The following is a 14,405-nucleotide window of genomic DNA, read 5'->3' on the forward strand; positions in this document are numbered from 1 at the left end:
TTGTTTTGCACTGCTCTCTTCATTCTGTTCTGTCATCAACTCTTCAAGACTTTTGTCGGCATTTAATATACCGAATAAAAAGTTATGGAACATCCATAATAATTATTGGGCACACCACATTTTCAATGTTATCGGAAATGTGGTAAATTCCAGAGGCAGGAGAGGGAAAACATCCATGTTCCAAGATAACCTAGAGATTTTTATAAAGGAAAAGTTTAAGGGATTAAGTGATTTTTCCTTCCTTGAAATAAATGAGTATAAAATATTTTTTATATCATCTTTGGTTAAAAAAGAAGACGTAAATAATTACGTAATAGAACACTTGCTTGAAGAAAATTTAAATCAAGTCGTTAAGTTTCCCGTCACCAATATCGAAAAAGATTCCTCATCAGAAAAAGCACAAGAAAAAATTTTGAGAGGGAATATTATTGTCAGTAAAAAAAATGAACCATTCTTTTTATCGATTAGTCTCCCCTCAGACATAGGGCGAAGCATTGAATCGTCTGATCAAGAATTTTCCCTTTATACATCTTTAGAAAGTTTTACAGAACAACTTGAACTTAATCTTACTCTTGTTAGAAGATATCTACCCACAGCCGAATTGAAATCAGAGATATTTGAAGTGGGGAAAATATCAAAAAGCAAAATAGCACTATTGCAAATTGAAGGATTAGTCAATAAAGATGAGATTGAGTTTATGAAAGAGAAAATTAAGAACGTAGATGAAAAATTGATGATCAATTCTGCATTTTTGGGTCGTAGACTAGAAAACTCACCTTTTAGTAGTTTTCCGCAATACCAGGTTTCAGACAGACCAGACTTAGTCAGTCTTGCCCTTACTTCAGGAAAGATTGTTATAATCATTGACCAAAACCCGTTTGCTCTTATTGGTCCTGTTTCTTTTTTAGATTTCTTTGAATCCACAGAAGACTATATATATAATGCTCGAACCGCATTTCTAATTCGAATTCTTAGATTGACTGGCTATATATTGTCTATCATGCTTGTGCCTTTATATGTTGCAGTTACCACTCATGAATATGAAGCCCTTCCGCTTGAACTATTATTTATCATTATTGAGAGCAGATCCGATGTCCCTTTTACTCCTTTTTGGGAGTCGGTACTTATGCTTCTTACTTTAGAGATTTTAAAGGAAGCAAGTAAAAGAATGCCTGCGAAGACAGGAAACACACTCGGAGTAGTTGGAGGTATCATCATTGGGGATGCAGCCATCCAAGCGGGGATTGCAAGTAATGTACTTGTGGTAATAATAGGGATAACAGCAGTCTCTTCATTTGTTACTCCCAATTATTTAATGGGTGTTTCATCAAAAATTTTACGGTTATTATTTCTATTATTATCATTTCAATTTGGCTTATATGGAGTAATAATCGGTTTTTGTTTTTTGATTATCCATTTGAACTCAATTTATTCAATGAATAAACCGTACTTGATAGCAGATTCTTAAGAAAAGATTTTGGAGAGGGTTAATGATGAAATATCAATACTTTTTTAAACCTTTAAACCATACAAAGACTGCATCTCCTCCTATTAAGGGCTGGATTTTGGTTTTTGTCGTAAACCGTCTCCAAGTAGGGTACACAGTGTTATTATTACCAACTCAATTAGTACGTGGGGATCATTACTGGATTATCATCTTGGCGTTTATCATTTCACAGATAAACATGTATTTGATAAGTAAATGGATAAACACTAGTAATCATTCGGAATCCATAAAGCTTAAATCCTTGCTCCCCAAACCCATCCTTTACCCACTCGTTCTTATCGGTATACCAATGTTGCTTATCAAATTTTCAGTGATAATAATAGGGTATACAAAGATCATTCAAATTTATCTATTACCCGAACAAAGGCAATACGTAATATTGATTGTGTTATTAGCTGTTATTGCATATTTAACATCAAAAGGTGTTCATCAAATAACCAAGTTTGCTTTTTTTGCCTTTCTTTTTTCAGGTTGGATCATCTTTGCTTATATTCAATTTTTCTTTTCACCTAATGTATCATTCAGAGAATTATTTCCGTTAATCGGTGATTTTAATGCCGATAAAGATTTCCATAGTATCCTATATGTGTTATCTGCGTTTTCAGGTCCAGAGCTCCTTTTGTTTATGAAAAATCGGATAAAGGATGATGGAAAGATATATAAATATTTAACCATTGGGAACACTGTTACCTTTATAGAATATTCACTGTTATTTATACTAGCCGTTCTATTTTACGGTTCTGATTATTTGAATAAGGTAGAGTATCCTCTCGTAACCATGGCAAGGTACATTCACACTCCTTTCATTGACCGTCTTGAAATGTTTATTATTCCTTTCTTTTCATTTCCATTGATATTCTCATTATCACTTGTGAATTTTTATCTATATAAAGGGCTGCAGTATTCATTAAGGTTCAAGGAAAACAATATTACTTTTTTTTCCTTTCTCGTATTTATTGGTTGTATCATACTTTTTGTTCAAAGTAACTATTGGGTGGAAAGTTTCCAGGAGAGAGTATGGATTTCATGCTATATCTATATTACAGCCATTGCATATTTACTTCTTCCACTGGGATTTTTTATCATAAAAAGGATGAAAAAATCATGAGAAAATTATCGTGTATTATCATTTGCATACTAAGTGTTTTTTTGACATCTTGTGCTGATAATCCTAACAATATAGTAGAAGACATTGCACCCTCTATTTTGTACTACTTTGAAAAAGGTGAGAATGAAAAGTATCAAGTGTCAACGATGGTACCTCCAGTAAAGGATGAAAGAAGAGTGGTTTTATCCACAGAAGAGACTCTGTTAAAAGATGTCAAAAAAAAATTAAATTATCAATACTTTCGGGATGTGAAGGAAGGTCAATTAAGATTAGTCTTTTTTAATGAAGACCTAGCCAAAGATGAAGGAATTAGAGAAATTATAAATGTTCTTTATATGGATCCCGCTATCTCCGATCGACTTTTTTTAGGGATCGTTAAAGGTGATTTTATAAACCTTCTTTATCAAAATGAGTTAACGGATTACTTTCTTTTCAAAGAAATGAAACATAATGAAAAGGGGGGAATCATGACTGTAACGAACATGCACCAATATTTGAAAGCAGTTAATTCGGAGTTTGCTGATCCATATATACCCTATTATTCGATGGAAGGAGAAGATCTGCACTATAATGGGGTTGCTCTCATGAAAAACCATAAAATAGTGCAAAAATTAACTTTATTAGAATCAAGTTTATTTGAAATACTTTTAGATAATAAACAATATCAAGATGTTATTCCACTTGAAAAATTGCAAGTCAGTATCGGAATCGTCCATAATAAGCTGAAAATTATAATGAATGAATCAAATAAAACAGTTGATTTGAAAGTTGTACTTAACGGGATTATTAGCGAGAACCAGGGAGAAAGGGATTTATCTAACGTAAAAGAACAAAAAAAGTTAAAGAAGGAAATTACAAATGAAATTCATAAACAAACATTAGGTTTATTAAAATCTTTTCAAGACCAAAATATAGACCCACTGCAATTAGGGTTATTTACAAAAAGGGCATTTTCACAAACTTATCATGGAAATGAGTGGAAGGAAGCTTGGCCCCAATATAACATTAAATTAAAAATTGATTTAAATATAAAAGATTATGGAACTTACCAGCAAGAGGAAATGGAAGTAATTAACAAGGGGTAGCATCAAAAAATGGGCGTTGTCGGTAGGGAAATGCTGACTTTATTTGAGGAAAAGAACTAAGAAGAAGAGCGTTTCTTGTGAACAAGGGGTGGTATCCATTTTAAAACACTGCACCCCAAATGTTAGATGTGTCGAACATTTGGGGGCAGCTCAATTTCTGAAAAGCTCCGTTTGTTTAATCTGGTTAACTTTTTTCCATGACTGCAAAGTAATTTTCTTCATTATCGGCAAAGTTAAATACCCTACCAGAAGGCATATTTACAATTTCACCGACTTTGATATTTTTATTGGATAAATCGGTATATAATTCATCAAAGTTTTCCGAGAAAAACATTAACGATGGTGTACCAAGATTTAATCCAGGTGACATTTTAGCGACGAATTCCTTATTGTGCAGAATGATACTTGTTTCTGTGTCCTTTGTTGGAGCCATTTCAATCCATCTCATTCCTTGACCGTTATCTTCATCGGAAATTAGGCTAAACCCCACTTTTTCTGTCCAGAAGTTTAATGCCTCATCTTGGTTATTTACATACAACATAATTTGACCGACTTTACTAATCATTGATTCTTCCACTCCCTTGGAATAAGTAATTACCGAACTCCATGCTCTAACCATTACTATTGGTACAGGTTTGTCTCCGTGCCTGTGATATTCTTATTTCAACTTCTGAAGAACTTCTTCTAGGCGGTCCCAAGTTTCGGTGATTCCTTGCATCATTCCCATGTCCATAACGGTCTTGAGGGCATCTGCTGACGCATATACAGCGCGGTTGATCAGCTTGGTCTTACCGTCCAAATCGATGAATTCTAGTGTAATATCAGTCGATGGCATAGTATCATTCGTATTGCCTTCGGGATCGGAAAACGAATCGACGTAGATGATCTTTTCCGGTTCGATGATCTCCTTATAAACCCCTTTCCCCCAAGATTCCATACCGTAAAATTCACCTTGGTTTTGATCAACGCACTTCATGCAGTAATGCCAAACACCGCCCGACCGGAAATCCACGTTGCATACAGGAAGCTCCCAGCCTTTTGGTCCCCACCAGTGTTTGAGATGCTCGGGGTCTTTAAACATATTGAACACGAGGTCGCGCGGCGCATCGAATATTCGTTCCAGTACAAGTACTCGATTATTCTCCACCCTAGAAATCATAGTGTTATTAGACATTTCCATTCCTCCCAATATTTTTTGAATGAAACGATATTCCGTTTTTTATGATAAAAAAACAGAGGAACCTGCAATCATCCCGTAAAAAACCAGTATCTGAATTGTACTATTCTTCAAAGATGCCTTATTTCCTTTTTTAGTTTGGTCATTCTTGATGAGTTTCCGATCTTCTACAGAGTGAGAAGGTTTGCCATGACCTCATTCCTCCAATATCGTTTTTAACAACATTGTAGAATGACTACCTACTTGATGTTATTTATCATCCACTTCCTTTCTTTGTATTTTCTGCAGGTATTCGTCCAAGTGATCAAATCGTTCGTTCCAAATATGTTTATAGGACTCAACCCAAGAATCTAACTCTCTAAATGGCTGGGGTCTTAGCTTGTAATAGCGTCGATTGGCGATTGGCTGTACTTCGACGAGCCCTGATTCACTAAGTACTCTGAGATGTTTTGACACTTGTGGTTGGTTCATTCTAAGTTTGTCGGTGATTTCCCCTACTGTAAGAGGTCCGTCACGCAGAAGTTCAACAATTTTCAGCCGGTTTGGCTCGGCGAGAGCATTCAATATTGTTTTCATGTTTATAATATACCTTTAAAGGAATATACGTGTCAAGGAATATTTACTAAATATGTAAGGCATAAGAATAGAGGGAAAACAATCCATCCTTCATTAATGCCTTTTATTTACGTTCTCAAAGGACACATTATGAGAAAGGAGAGATATCGATGGAAAACGTAACGTATAGAGAATCATGGTTCGGTAATATAAAAGGCGATATTTTATCGGGATTAGTGGTTGCACTGGCTTTAATTCCGGAAGCGATCGCCTTTTCTATTATCGCTGGCGTGGATCCAATGGTTGGACTGTATGCTTCGTTCACAATGGCCATAACAATCGCATTTGTAGGTGGAAGACCAGGTATGATTTCGGCTGCAACGGGAGCCATGGCTTTGTTATTCATTGATTTGATTGCAGAGCATGGAATTCAATATTTATTGGCTGCTACAATATTAACGGGTATTATACAAATCCTTTTTGGTCTATTTAAATTAGCCAGGTATATGAAATTCATCCCTAGGTCTGTCATGGTTGGTTTCGTAAATGCATTAGCCATATTAATCTTCACTTCTCAGTTACAACATTTTGAAGGTGAAGGATGGATGATTTATTTGTTGGTGGGATTGACGCTTGTCATCATTTACATCTTTCCGTATTTAACAAGGGCTGTTCCTTCTACTTTGGTGGCGATAGTGGCTATAACTGCTTTAGCCATCTATATGAATGTCGGGGTTCGTCGGGTAGGGGATATGGGGGAAATCACTCAATCATTACCAGACTTCTTCGTCCCTAACATTCCCTTATCTTTAGAAACCTTGATGATAATAATTCCTTATTCCTTGGCTTTAGCTGTAGTCGGATTACTTGAGTCATTATTAACAGCTACAATTGTTGATGATATGACGGCCACAGCCAGTAATAAAAACCAAGAAAGTACAGGACAAGGAATTGCGAATATCGTTACAGGTTTTTTTGGAGGAATGGCAGGGTGTGCGATGATTGGTCAATCGGTCATCAATGTGAAGTCTGGTGGAAGAGGTAGATTATCCTCTTTCGTTGCTGGTGTATTTTTGATGTTTTTAATCGTGGTGCTTGGGGAAATTGTGGTCCAAATTCCGATGGCAGCTTTAGCAGGTGTCATGATCATGGTTTCCATTAGCACATTTGATTGGAACTCATTAAGAACCCTTCATTTAGTCCCACGAAGTGATGCTGCTGTGATGGTTATCACCGTATTAACTGTTATCCTGACCCATAATCTAGCTATCGGGGTTTTTACAGGAATTCTGCTAAGCGCAATCTTCTTTGTTTCTAAAATATCTCAAATCAGTGTTGAGAGTGAATTAAAAGGAACGAAAAGGGTATACCGAATAAATGGAGAACTTTTCTTTGCATCAGTTACAGATTTATTGACAAAATTCGATTATACAGAAGTGATAGATCGTGTTGAATTAGATCTCGCCAGGGCTCACATTTGGGATGACTCCGCAGTAGCCGCCATTGACAAAATTGTGTACAAGTTTGAAGAAAATAAAATAACCGTTAATGTAAAAGGGTTAAACGAAGATAGTACAGAATTAGTTAATAAGCTTGCGAATAAACTAGGCTCACATTAAGGGGGGAAAGTATGTATAAAAAAATCCTGTTGGCATCGGATGGTTCCGAGCATTCAAAACGTGCTGCTGAAAATGCCATCCACATAGCCAAATGCAGTCAAGGTTCTACAGTAGATGTTGTATACGTCGTTGATCATGACAGGGCAAAATCAGATGTATTGAAAAATTGGAATTCAAGTGAATTGGGAGATTCCCGAGTAGAGCGTTTGAAAACGGTTGAGAACATCGCAAAAGAAGCTGGAGTAACGTATAAGCTGACAATTTTGCATGGAGAACCTGGTCCGATTATTGTTGATTATATTAATAAGAACCAATTTGATATCGCAATTATTGGCAGCAGAGGGTTAAATGGCCTTCAAGAGTTCGTGTTGGGAAGTGTCAGTCATAAGGTAGCCAAACGTGCGAATTGCCCTGTTTTAATCGTGAAATAAGCAAAAGAGGCTGCATCGGTATTGGTGGAACAGATTCCACAGGGATAGTTCCCATGTCCGAGGGAGCCGGTGGACCTGTCTCTCTGGTTCCCTATGTGCGATGAAGTTACAATTTTCGACAAACGGTTCATATATCAGAATTCCGGATCATAAATTCCTTAAACCGGTTCATATATCTGAAAAGTGGTTCATAAAGAGTGAAAAACGGTTCATAAAAGGGGTGAGGAGGCGATAATCGGGGGTGTAGTCCTTTGAAAAATCCTCATGACGATCCTTTTGACATGAATATAGAGAAGTTTCATACGATTTGAAACAAAAATGAGCTATTTTAAATAAAATTTGAGTGTAGGAGTACAAGTCCCTGGCTGTGTCTGGCCAAGTAAAACTGACCCGCGGCAACCACCACGGGCCAGACACTATTTCTTAAGTTTTAGGAAACGTAAATCCTTCCCCAAACACATCTCTCACGTCATGAACAACGACAAAGGCTTTCTCATCAATTTGCTGGATCATCTTCTTTAAGAGGAACAGTTCCTGCTTATTGATCACCACATACAAGATATCCTTTGACTCTTTCGAATAGTGACCTTTTGCATTAATGACGGTAACCCCCCGGTCCATTTCGTCACTCACTTTTTCTGCGATGGCGGCGGTATGCTCGGAAATGATCGTGACAGCCTTTCTTGTATCAAAACCATCAATCAAGTAATCCAGGATCTTCGTACTGATATAGATGGATATTCCCGTGTACATCGTATTCTCTACCCCGATGACAAACGATGAACCAAGAACGACAATAATATCGAACACGAACATCGAGGTACTGACAGCCCAGCCGAAATGCTGGTTAAGCATGCGGGCAATGATGGTTGATCCTCCAGTGGTCCCCCCTGAACGCAACACAATCCCAAGCCCAAGACCGATGAATACACCGGCAAAGACCGTCCCAAGCATGATGTCGACGGAATGGCCCATGCCTTCTGTCAAATGGATAAAGAGGGAGCTAAAGAAGATCGCAAGCATGGTATACCATGTCACTCGTTTATTTAGCACTTTATAACCGATTGCTAAGAGGATTCCGTTCATCACAAAGTTCGAGATACCCGGTGACCATCCTAATACATAATAAAGGGTCATGGAAATACCCGTAACGCCGCCCTCCCCAAGCTCGTTCGGGATTGCAAATAAGTTAACCCCAAGGGCAAAGAAAAGGGACCCTATAATAATTAACGTAATTTCTTTCACAGTCGTATTCATTTCATCACTCCGTTCTATTTGAATACTAGGATACTATAGCACAGGGCAACTGCATGAGGAAGCACTGTTTTTTATTTTTTTGTTGCAAATGCAATAAAATTAAGGTAGATTTTAACTATATTATTTACTAAAAATAAGGAGTTCATTATGAAAGGAATTCTTCGTGAAATTGGGATGATTGCAAGGGCGCTGGATTCGATCAGTAATATAGAATTTAAGGAATATGACCTGACAAAAGGGCAGTATTTGTACCTTGTGCGCATATGTGAAAACCCGGGGATCATTCAAGAAAAGGTAGCTGAGATGATAAAAGTCGACCGGACAACAGCAGCTCGTGCGATAAAAAAACTTGAAATCAATGGTTTTATTGAAAAGAAAGAAGACAATCAGAACAAAAAAATTAAAAAGCTTTTTCCAATAGAGAAAGGGGAGTCGGTCTATCCTTTAATAAAAAGGGAAAATGATCATTCCGATCTCATGGCATTAGAGGGGTTTTCCGATAGTGAAGTGGAAACGATTTTCCACCTTCTTCAAAGAGTAAGGGCAAATGTCGAAAAAGACTGGGAATATGTCAAAAAGGGAAATAAGAGACAGTATTGAGGAGAGGAGCCGCATATGACGATCATGTTGAAAAAATGTACCCTTGAAGATGCACGCACCCTTCAAGAAATTAGTTATGACACATTTAATGAGACCTTTAAGCATCAGAATACACCGGAAAATATGGAGAACTATTTGGATAAGGCTTTTAACTTAAAACAAGTAGAAAAGGAATTATCCAATCTTTCTTCACATTTCTTTTTTGTGTACGTTCATCATGAAGTCGCCGGTTATTTAAAAGTGAATACCGATGAGGCACAGTCTGAAGAAATGGGGGATGAATCACTTGAAATTGAAAGGATTTATATAAAGAACACTTTTCAAAAACATGGACTTGGAAAACATCTGCTGCATAAGTCGATTGAAATGGCCAGGGAACATCACCTAAAGAAAATCTGGCTTGGCGTATGGGAAAAGAATGAAAACGCCATCGCCTTTTATAAGAAAATGGGGTTTGTTCAAACGGGAGCCCACTCTTTTTATATGGGGGATGAAGAGCAAACGGATTTGATTATGACCAAAACACTCCTATAACATTTCTGAAAGGTGGATCATTATGTATATTCCAAAGGACTTTAAAGTCACAGATGAAACGGTGACTTACGGGATCATAAACGAACACAGTTTTGCGACTCTTTTTTCTCAATACAATGGAAGGCCGGTTGCCACACATTTACCGCTGCTATTAAACAAGGAGAATACGTACTTATATGGCCACTTTGCCCGGCCGAACCCTCAGTGGAAAGAAATTGAAAATCAAACCGTCCTGGCTGTTTTCCATGGTCCTCATTGTTATATCTCCCCATCCTGGTACGAAACGAATAAAGCAGTCCCAACATGGAACTACGTGTCCGTTTATGTGTATGGAGAAGTCGAGCTTATAAAGGACGAAAATGAGCTGATCGGTTCCTTACATGTGATGGTATCGAAATATGAAGCTCCAGACAGTTCATACCGAATACAGGATGTAGACCCTAAGTTTCTCGCTGGTATGAGCAAGGGAGTTCAAGGGTTCAAAATCAAAATCAATCAGATCGAAGGAAAAGCGAAGTTAAGTCAAAACCATTCATTACAGCGACAAGAGCGGATTATCAATCATCTTCAACAAATTCCCAATACAGATGAGCAGCAGATTGCCTCATTAATGAAGGCAAATCTTAAGAAGTGATGGTTTACGGTTAGTGCATAAACCTGCGTATAGTAGATTTGAGAATGTGAAAAATTTTCCTGGAAGATTGATAGGGGGCTTCTATACATCTATGAAAAAAATATTTGGTCTGATGATCACGGGCGTTTGGGTAACTTTATTTTTCTACTTTTTTAACATGTTGATGCCTAGAGGTATTTTATACTTATTCATTTCGGTTCCGGTTATCTTGGTTACGTCCTTATTTATTTTAAGGAAGTCGGGCTTTGAGATGTAATGGTTTAGGAAAAAAGGGGCCAGACCCCAGGTACGCTGGCAAATCAGTGAATCAGTAGAAGAGGAATCATTCGAATCGGAGAAAATGAAAGGAATGAATGGAAGGAGATAGATGGAAACCTTCATTCAGAGGTAAAGCAGAGTTGGTTGAGTGTAACGATTCATCTTGCCAGCAGACAGAACGAATATTTGTGATTATATATAAAATAACCTCTCTCATACATTATAGAAGGGTGAGGATAGAAGAAAGGGAGGGTTAAGGTGGATAGAAGTAATCAGGTGGTTTGCGATAAACGATCGTATTCTAGAGACATTCAATCTCATCAACATGATTTTGGTCAATTTTTGTTTCCGTTGCAGGGTTCCTTAGACATCAAGACGAAGATGCAGGAAATCAACCTCACTTCAGATTATTGCTTTTATCTTCCGCCTCTGTATAGTCATGATTTTCGTTCAACTGATCGGAATGAATTCCTCACCCTGGATATTCCTGAGCATTTTTTACCGGGAGATACGGAAAGCATGTATGTCCGGTTGGATGAATCGTGGGCTTCGATTCGTTTTTTACTGTTAGAAGAGGCCGAGAATAAGAGAGGATCTTCGGATGCTCTAAAGGATTTAACCCGATATGTGACACATAAATTAAAATCAACTCCTTTTGCTTCAATTGAGTATATTCATCATCATTATAAGGAGTCCTTGAGCCTGGATACTTTAGCTGCTATCGAACATTATCATCCTGTTTATTATTCCGCATGGTTTAAACGGAAAACAGGTAAAAGCCCCAAGATGTATATCACGGAATTACGGCTGCAGGAAGCGAAGCAATTGTTGATGACGACCTCCTGGAGTATATCGGCTATAAGCGAAGAAATAGGCTTTGAAAACTCATCATCCTTTACCAGATGGTTTGTGAAGTGGGAAGGAACCACTCCCCAGACGTACAGAATGATTAAAAATGGATAAAAGGTCGCTTAAACCCGGTAAAGAGAAACGATACGCTTTCTTCTACAATGAGGGTAAGTTCTTTTTATTGGGGTGAATCGTATGCAAGAAAAGTTGGCTCCCTTTTTGGTTTTACTTGCCGCCATATTATGGGGTACCACCGGAACCGCTCAGGCACTCGCTCCAGAGGCTGCGCACCCGGTCGTGATTGGGGCTGTGCGTTTAGCTCTGGGTGGTATTCCTTTATTCATGATCGTTCTGTTACTGGGGAAGTTGAACCTTAGACATTGGCCCATCAAGGAAACGTTCCTGGCTGCCCTTTGCATGGCCTGTTATCAACCCCTCTTTTTCTCAGCCGTCACCATGACGGGAGTGGCCATTGGAACCGTGATCGCGATTGGCAGTGCGCCTATTTTATCGGGTATGATTGAATGGGTTTTTTTGAAAAAAAATCCTGGGAGGGTATGGTGGTACTCTACGATCCTATCTGTGATTGGATGCTTAATGATTTTTGTCAATAAAGAGGCCATGAATGTAGATCCATATGGAATCGTGATGGCTTTGGGGGCAGGATTATCCTTTGCAAGTTACACCTTTGTCAGTGGGAAATTAGTTGGGAGACATTCTCCCATCGTGATCGTGGCAGTCGTATTTTCCATCAGTGCCATCATCTTATCACCATTGTTATTCCTCTATGACATTTCGTGGATCACGGAGGGGAATGGTTTCGCCGTAAGCCTCCATCTTGGGATTGTCGCAACTGGATTTGCTTATTTTCTATTTGCAATAGGTCTTATTCACCTTCCTTCTTCCACGGCCGTTACCCTTTCATTAGGAGAACCCCTGACGGCTGCATTGTTGGGCGTATTCCTGATCGGTGAACACTTAGCTCTCACATCTTGGGTAGGTATCGGTTTATTGTTAATAGGGATTGGGATGTTGATTCTGAAGTCGGAAGAGGGGAGTATAGATGCTGATTTGTTTGTAAGTAAATAACGAAAGATCGTTAGAAGATATGGTGTAATTGGAGGGTGGAAGATGGTTAGTAGTTAAGGTGGGTCATGTCACTCTTAGTGATCATGAAAAGTAAACGGGTGTTACAGCTATTCTGCCACATCCTTGTTCACAGGAAAAAGGGGCCAGACTCCCGGTACGCTAAAGTGGTAGTGTATCAGGGGTCTGGCCATTTATTTAAGGGGATGTTTGAAATTCATTTCCTTACAGAGTTTCTTTAATTATGAAACTCCTTTGTTTCTGCCAGTTTGTTTGGAAACCACAAGAAACCAAATCATTGCTGGAATAAGGACAAGTGAAATAATTCCCCCACCTATCGAAAGGGCCGGATAACTTGAGAAAGCAACGATGACTCCTGATAGCACACCGCCGGCAGCACCGGATAAGGCTACGAAGACGTCCACCGTTCCTTGGGTTTTTGCCCGGGTAAAAGGATCTGTCGAGTCGACAAGAATGGCTGTGCCGCTGATCAATCCGAAGTTCCAGCCAAGCCCAAGAAGTCCGAGTGCAATGGCAAGAATCAGGATTGAATCGGTTGGTGCCATCGCTGCCAGGATTCCGGAAGCAAGAAGCGTAAGGGCAGATGCAAGAACCATGGGCATCCGCCCGACTTTATCAACAAGGACCCCGGTAACAAGTGAAGGAAGGTACATCGCACCGATGTGAATGCCGATAATTAGACCGATGGCCGATAGCCCATGTCCATGATGGCCCATGTGGACAGGAGTCATGGTCATGACGGCGACCATGACGATTTGAGTCAAGATCATTACTGTCGCCCCTAGGAAAATGCCCCGTTTGTTTCTTTCGGACGAAGTGATTACTTCGGTGGCAAAGCCGCCATCCTTTGTTTTCAGTGGTGTCGAAAGAGCTCTCGCCACCATATATGGGTCTGGGCGCATAAAGATAAAGATGACAATCCCGGCAAGGGTGTATGCAGCAAATGCCAGAATGAATGGTCCGCCCAGAGCTGGAATACCGATTGATTCGGCGAAACTGCCCATCACATCAACCAAGTTGGGACCGGCGACTGCACCGAATGTGGTCGAAACCATGGCAAAACTGACAGCAGTGGCTCTTTGTGAAGGTTTTGCCAAGTCTGTGCCTGCATAGCGCGTCTGCAAGTTAGTGGCAGTACCTGCTCCATAGATCAGGAGAGATAAGAAAAGAAGGATGATCGAATTGGATACAGCCGCAGCGACGGTCCCCATTGCACCGATCCCTCCGATAAAGAAACCGGCAGAAAGACCAATTCGTCTACCATACCGCTGGGACAGCCGTCCAACAAAGAGGGCAGCCCCGGCTGAACCGAGAGTGAACAGGGCAACCGGCATGCCGGAAAAGCTGTCCGCCCCCAGCATATCCTGAGCGAGAAGCGCACCTACCGTTATACCGGCAGCAAGCCCTGCGCCTCCAAAGATTTGAGCGATCATAATGATCATCAACGTACGTTTATATAGAGCCTGTTGGTGTTCGGAAGAGTCCCTACATCTTGTAATGGCTTCTTCATTATTTGTAAAACTAGAACTCTTTTTCATCTGTTATCCACCCTATTCATTAGTGAGAGGTTATTCAAATTGATAGATGATTCGTTTATCAATCTCTTATTCTCCTAAAGAAATTATAGGAGTCTACTCTTAGTATATACCATTGCAGGTATATTAGGAAGAAAAAAACAACCGGC

At 39.3% G+C, this 14,405-nt stretch carries 15 protein-coding genes; 10 read left to right on the forward strand and 5 right to left on the reverse strand.

Annotated features, from left to right (window positions below; genetic code table 11):
• Positions 1 to 175: 175 nt before the first annotated feature.
• Genes ACYH0O_RS03940 through ACYH0O_RS03950 form a run of 3 tightly spaced genes read left to right on the forward strand, consistent with a single transcriptional unit; the run spans position 176 to position 3,700 of the window.
• Positions 176 to 1,468: a spore germination protein gene (locus ACYH0O_RS03940; protein WP_482631235.1), complete on the forward strand. Its 1,293-nt coding sequence runs from the start codon at positions 176 to 178 to the stop codon at positions 1,466 to 1,468.
• Between the two features lie 22 nt (positions 1,469 to 1,490).
• Positions 1,491 to 2,615, forward strand: a complete 1,125-nt coding sequence (locus ACYH0O_RS03945) for a GerAB/ArcD/ProY family transporter (protein ID WP_482631236.1) — start codon at positions 1,491 to 1,493, stop codon at positions 2,613 to 2,615.
• Positions 2,612 to 3,700 carry a Ger(x)C family spore germination protein gene (locus ACYH0O_RS03950; RefSeq protein ID WP_482631237.1) on the forward strand — a complete coding sequence of 363 codons (1,089 nt, stop codon included), beginning with the start codon at positions 2,612 to 2,614 and terminating at the stop codon, positions 3,698 to 3,700. Before ACYH0O_RS03945 ends, ACYH0O_RS03950 begins: the two co-directional genes overlap by 4 nt.
• Positions 3,701 to 3,884: 184 nt before the next feature.
• On the opposite strand, the gene ACYH0O_RS03955 is transcribed toward ACYH0O_RS03950, so the two are convergent.
• From ACYH0O_RS03955 to ACYH0O_RS03965, 3 genes are all read right to left on the reverse strand, one after another.
• A complete protein-coding gene (locus tag ACYH0O_RS03955; protein ID WP_482631238.1) occupies positions 3,885 to 4,265 on the reverse strand; it encodes a VOC family protein in 381 nt (126 codons plus the stop codon).
• A gap of 93 nt (positions 4,266 to 4,358) precedes the next feature.
• Positions 4,359 to 4,874 (reverse strand): SRPBCC domain-containing protein, encoded by a 516-nt coding sequence (locus tag ACYH0O_RS03960; RefSeq protein WP_482631239.1) that lies wholly within the window; start codon positions 4,872 to 4,874, stop codon positions 4,359 to 4,361.
• 252 nt (positions 4,875 to 5,126) lie between these two features.
• Entirely contained in the window at positions 5,127 to 5,453 is a 327-nt protein-coding gene (locus ACYH0O_RS03965) for an ArsR/SmtB family transcription factor (RefSeq protein WP_482631240.1), read from the reverse strand.
• Between the two features lie 149 nt (positions 5,454 to 5,602).
• Between ACYH0O_RS03965 and ACYH0O_RS03970 the strand changes: the two genes are divergently transcribed.
• Positions 5,603 to 7,051, forward strand: coding sequence for a SulP family inorganic anion transporter (locus ACYH0O_RS03970; protein WP_482631241.1), 1,449 nt, complete (start codon positions 5,603 to 5,605; stop codon positions 7,049 to 7,051).
• A gap of 11 nt (positions 7,052 to 7,062) precedes the next feature.
• A complete protein-coding gene (locus ACYH0O_RS03975) occupies positions 7,063 to 7,482 on the forward strand; it encodes a universal stress protein (protein ID WP_482631242.1) in 420 nt (139 codons plus the stop codon).
• Between the two features lie 423 nt (positions 7,483 to 7,905).
• On the opposite strand, the gene ACYH0O_RS03980 is transcribed toward ACYH0O_RS03975, so the two are convergent.
• Positions 7,906 to 8,739: a YitT family protein gene (locus tag ACYH0O_RS03980; protein ID WP_482631243.1), complete on the reverse strand. Its 834-nt coding sequence runs from the start codon at positions 8,737 to 8,739 to the stop codon at positions 7,906 to 7,908.
• 147 nt (positions 8,740 to 8,886) lie between these two features.
• Here ACYH0O_RS03980 and ACYH0O_RS03985 point away from each other — a divergent pair, with 147 nt between their 5' ends.
• The 5 genes from ACYH0O_RS03985 (at position 8,887) to ACYH0O_RS04005 (ending at position 12,703) form a co-directional block, all read left to right on the forward strand.
• Positions 8,887 to 9,339 (forward strand): MarR family winged helix-turn-helix transcriptional regulator, encoded by a 453-nt coding sequence (locus ACYH0O_RS03985; protein WP_482631244.1) that lies wholly within the window; start codon positions 8,887 to 8,889, stop codon positions 9,337 to 9,339.
• A 15-nt stretch (positions 9,340 to 9,354) separates the two neighbouring features.
• Entirely contained in the window at positions 9,355 to 9,873 is a 519-nt protein-coding gene (paiA, locus tag ACYH0O_RS03990) for a spermidine/spermine N(1)-acetyltransferase (protein WP_482631245.1), read from the forward strand.
• A gap of 22 nt (positions 9,874 to 9,895) precedes the next feature.
• Entirely contained in the window at positions 9,896 to 10,507 is a 612-nt protein-coding gene (locus tag ACYH0O_RS03995) for an FMN-binding negative transcriptional regulator (RefSeq protein ID WP_482631246.1), read from the forward strand.
• Between the two features lie 516 nt (positions 10,508 to 11,023).
• Positions 11,024 to 11,728 (forward strand): AraC family transcriptional regulator, encoded by a 705-nt coding sequence (locus tag ACYH0O_RS04000; protein ID WP_482631247.1) that lies wholly within the window; start codon positions 11,024 to 11,026, stop codon positions 11,726 to 11,728.
• A gap of 81 nt (positions 11,729 to 11,809) precedes the next feature.
• A complete protein-coding gene (locus ACYH0O_RS04005) occupies positions 11,810 to 12,703 on the forward strand; it encodes an EamA family transporter (protein WP_482631248.1) in 894 nt (297 codons plus the stop codon).
• 239 nt (positions 12,704 to 12,942) lie between these two features.
• Here ACYH0O_RS04005 and ACYH0O_RS04010 read toward each other — a convergent pair whose 3' ends face one another.
• Positions 12,943 to 14,259, reverse strand: coding sequence for an MFS transporter (locus ACYH0O_RS04010; RefSeq protein ID WP_482631249.1), 1,317 nt, complete (start codon positions 14,257 to 14,259; stop codon positions 12,943 to 12,945).
• Positions 14,260 to 14,405 lie beyond the last annotated feature (146 nt).

This window comes from Rossellomorea sp. H136, from assembly GCF_056838065.1.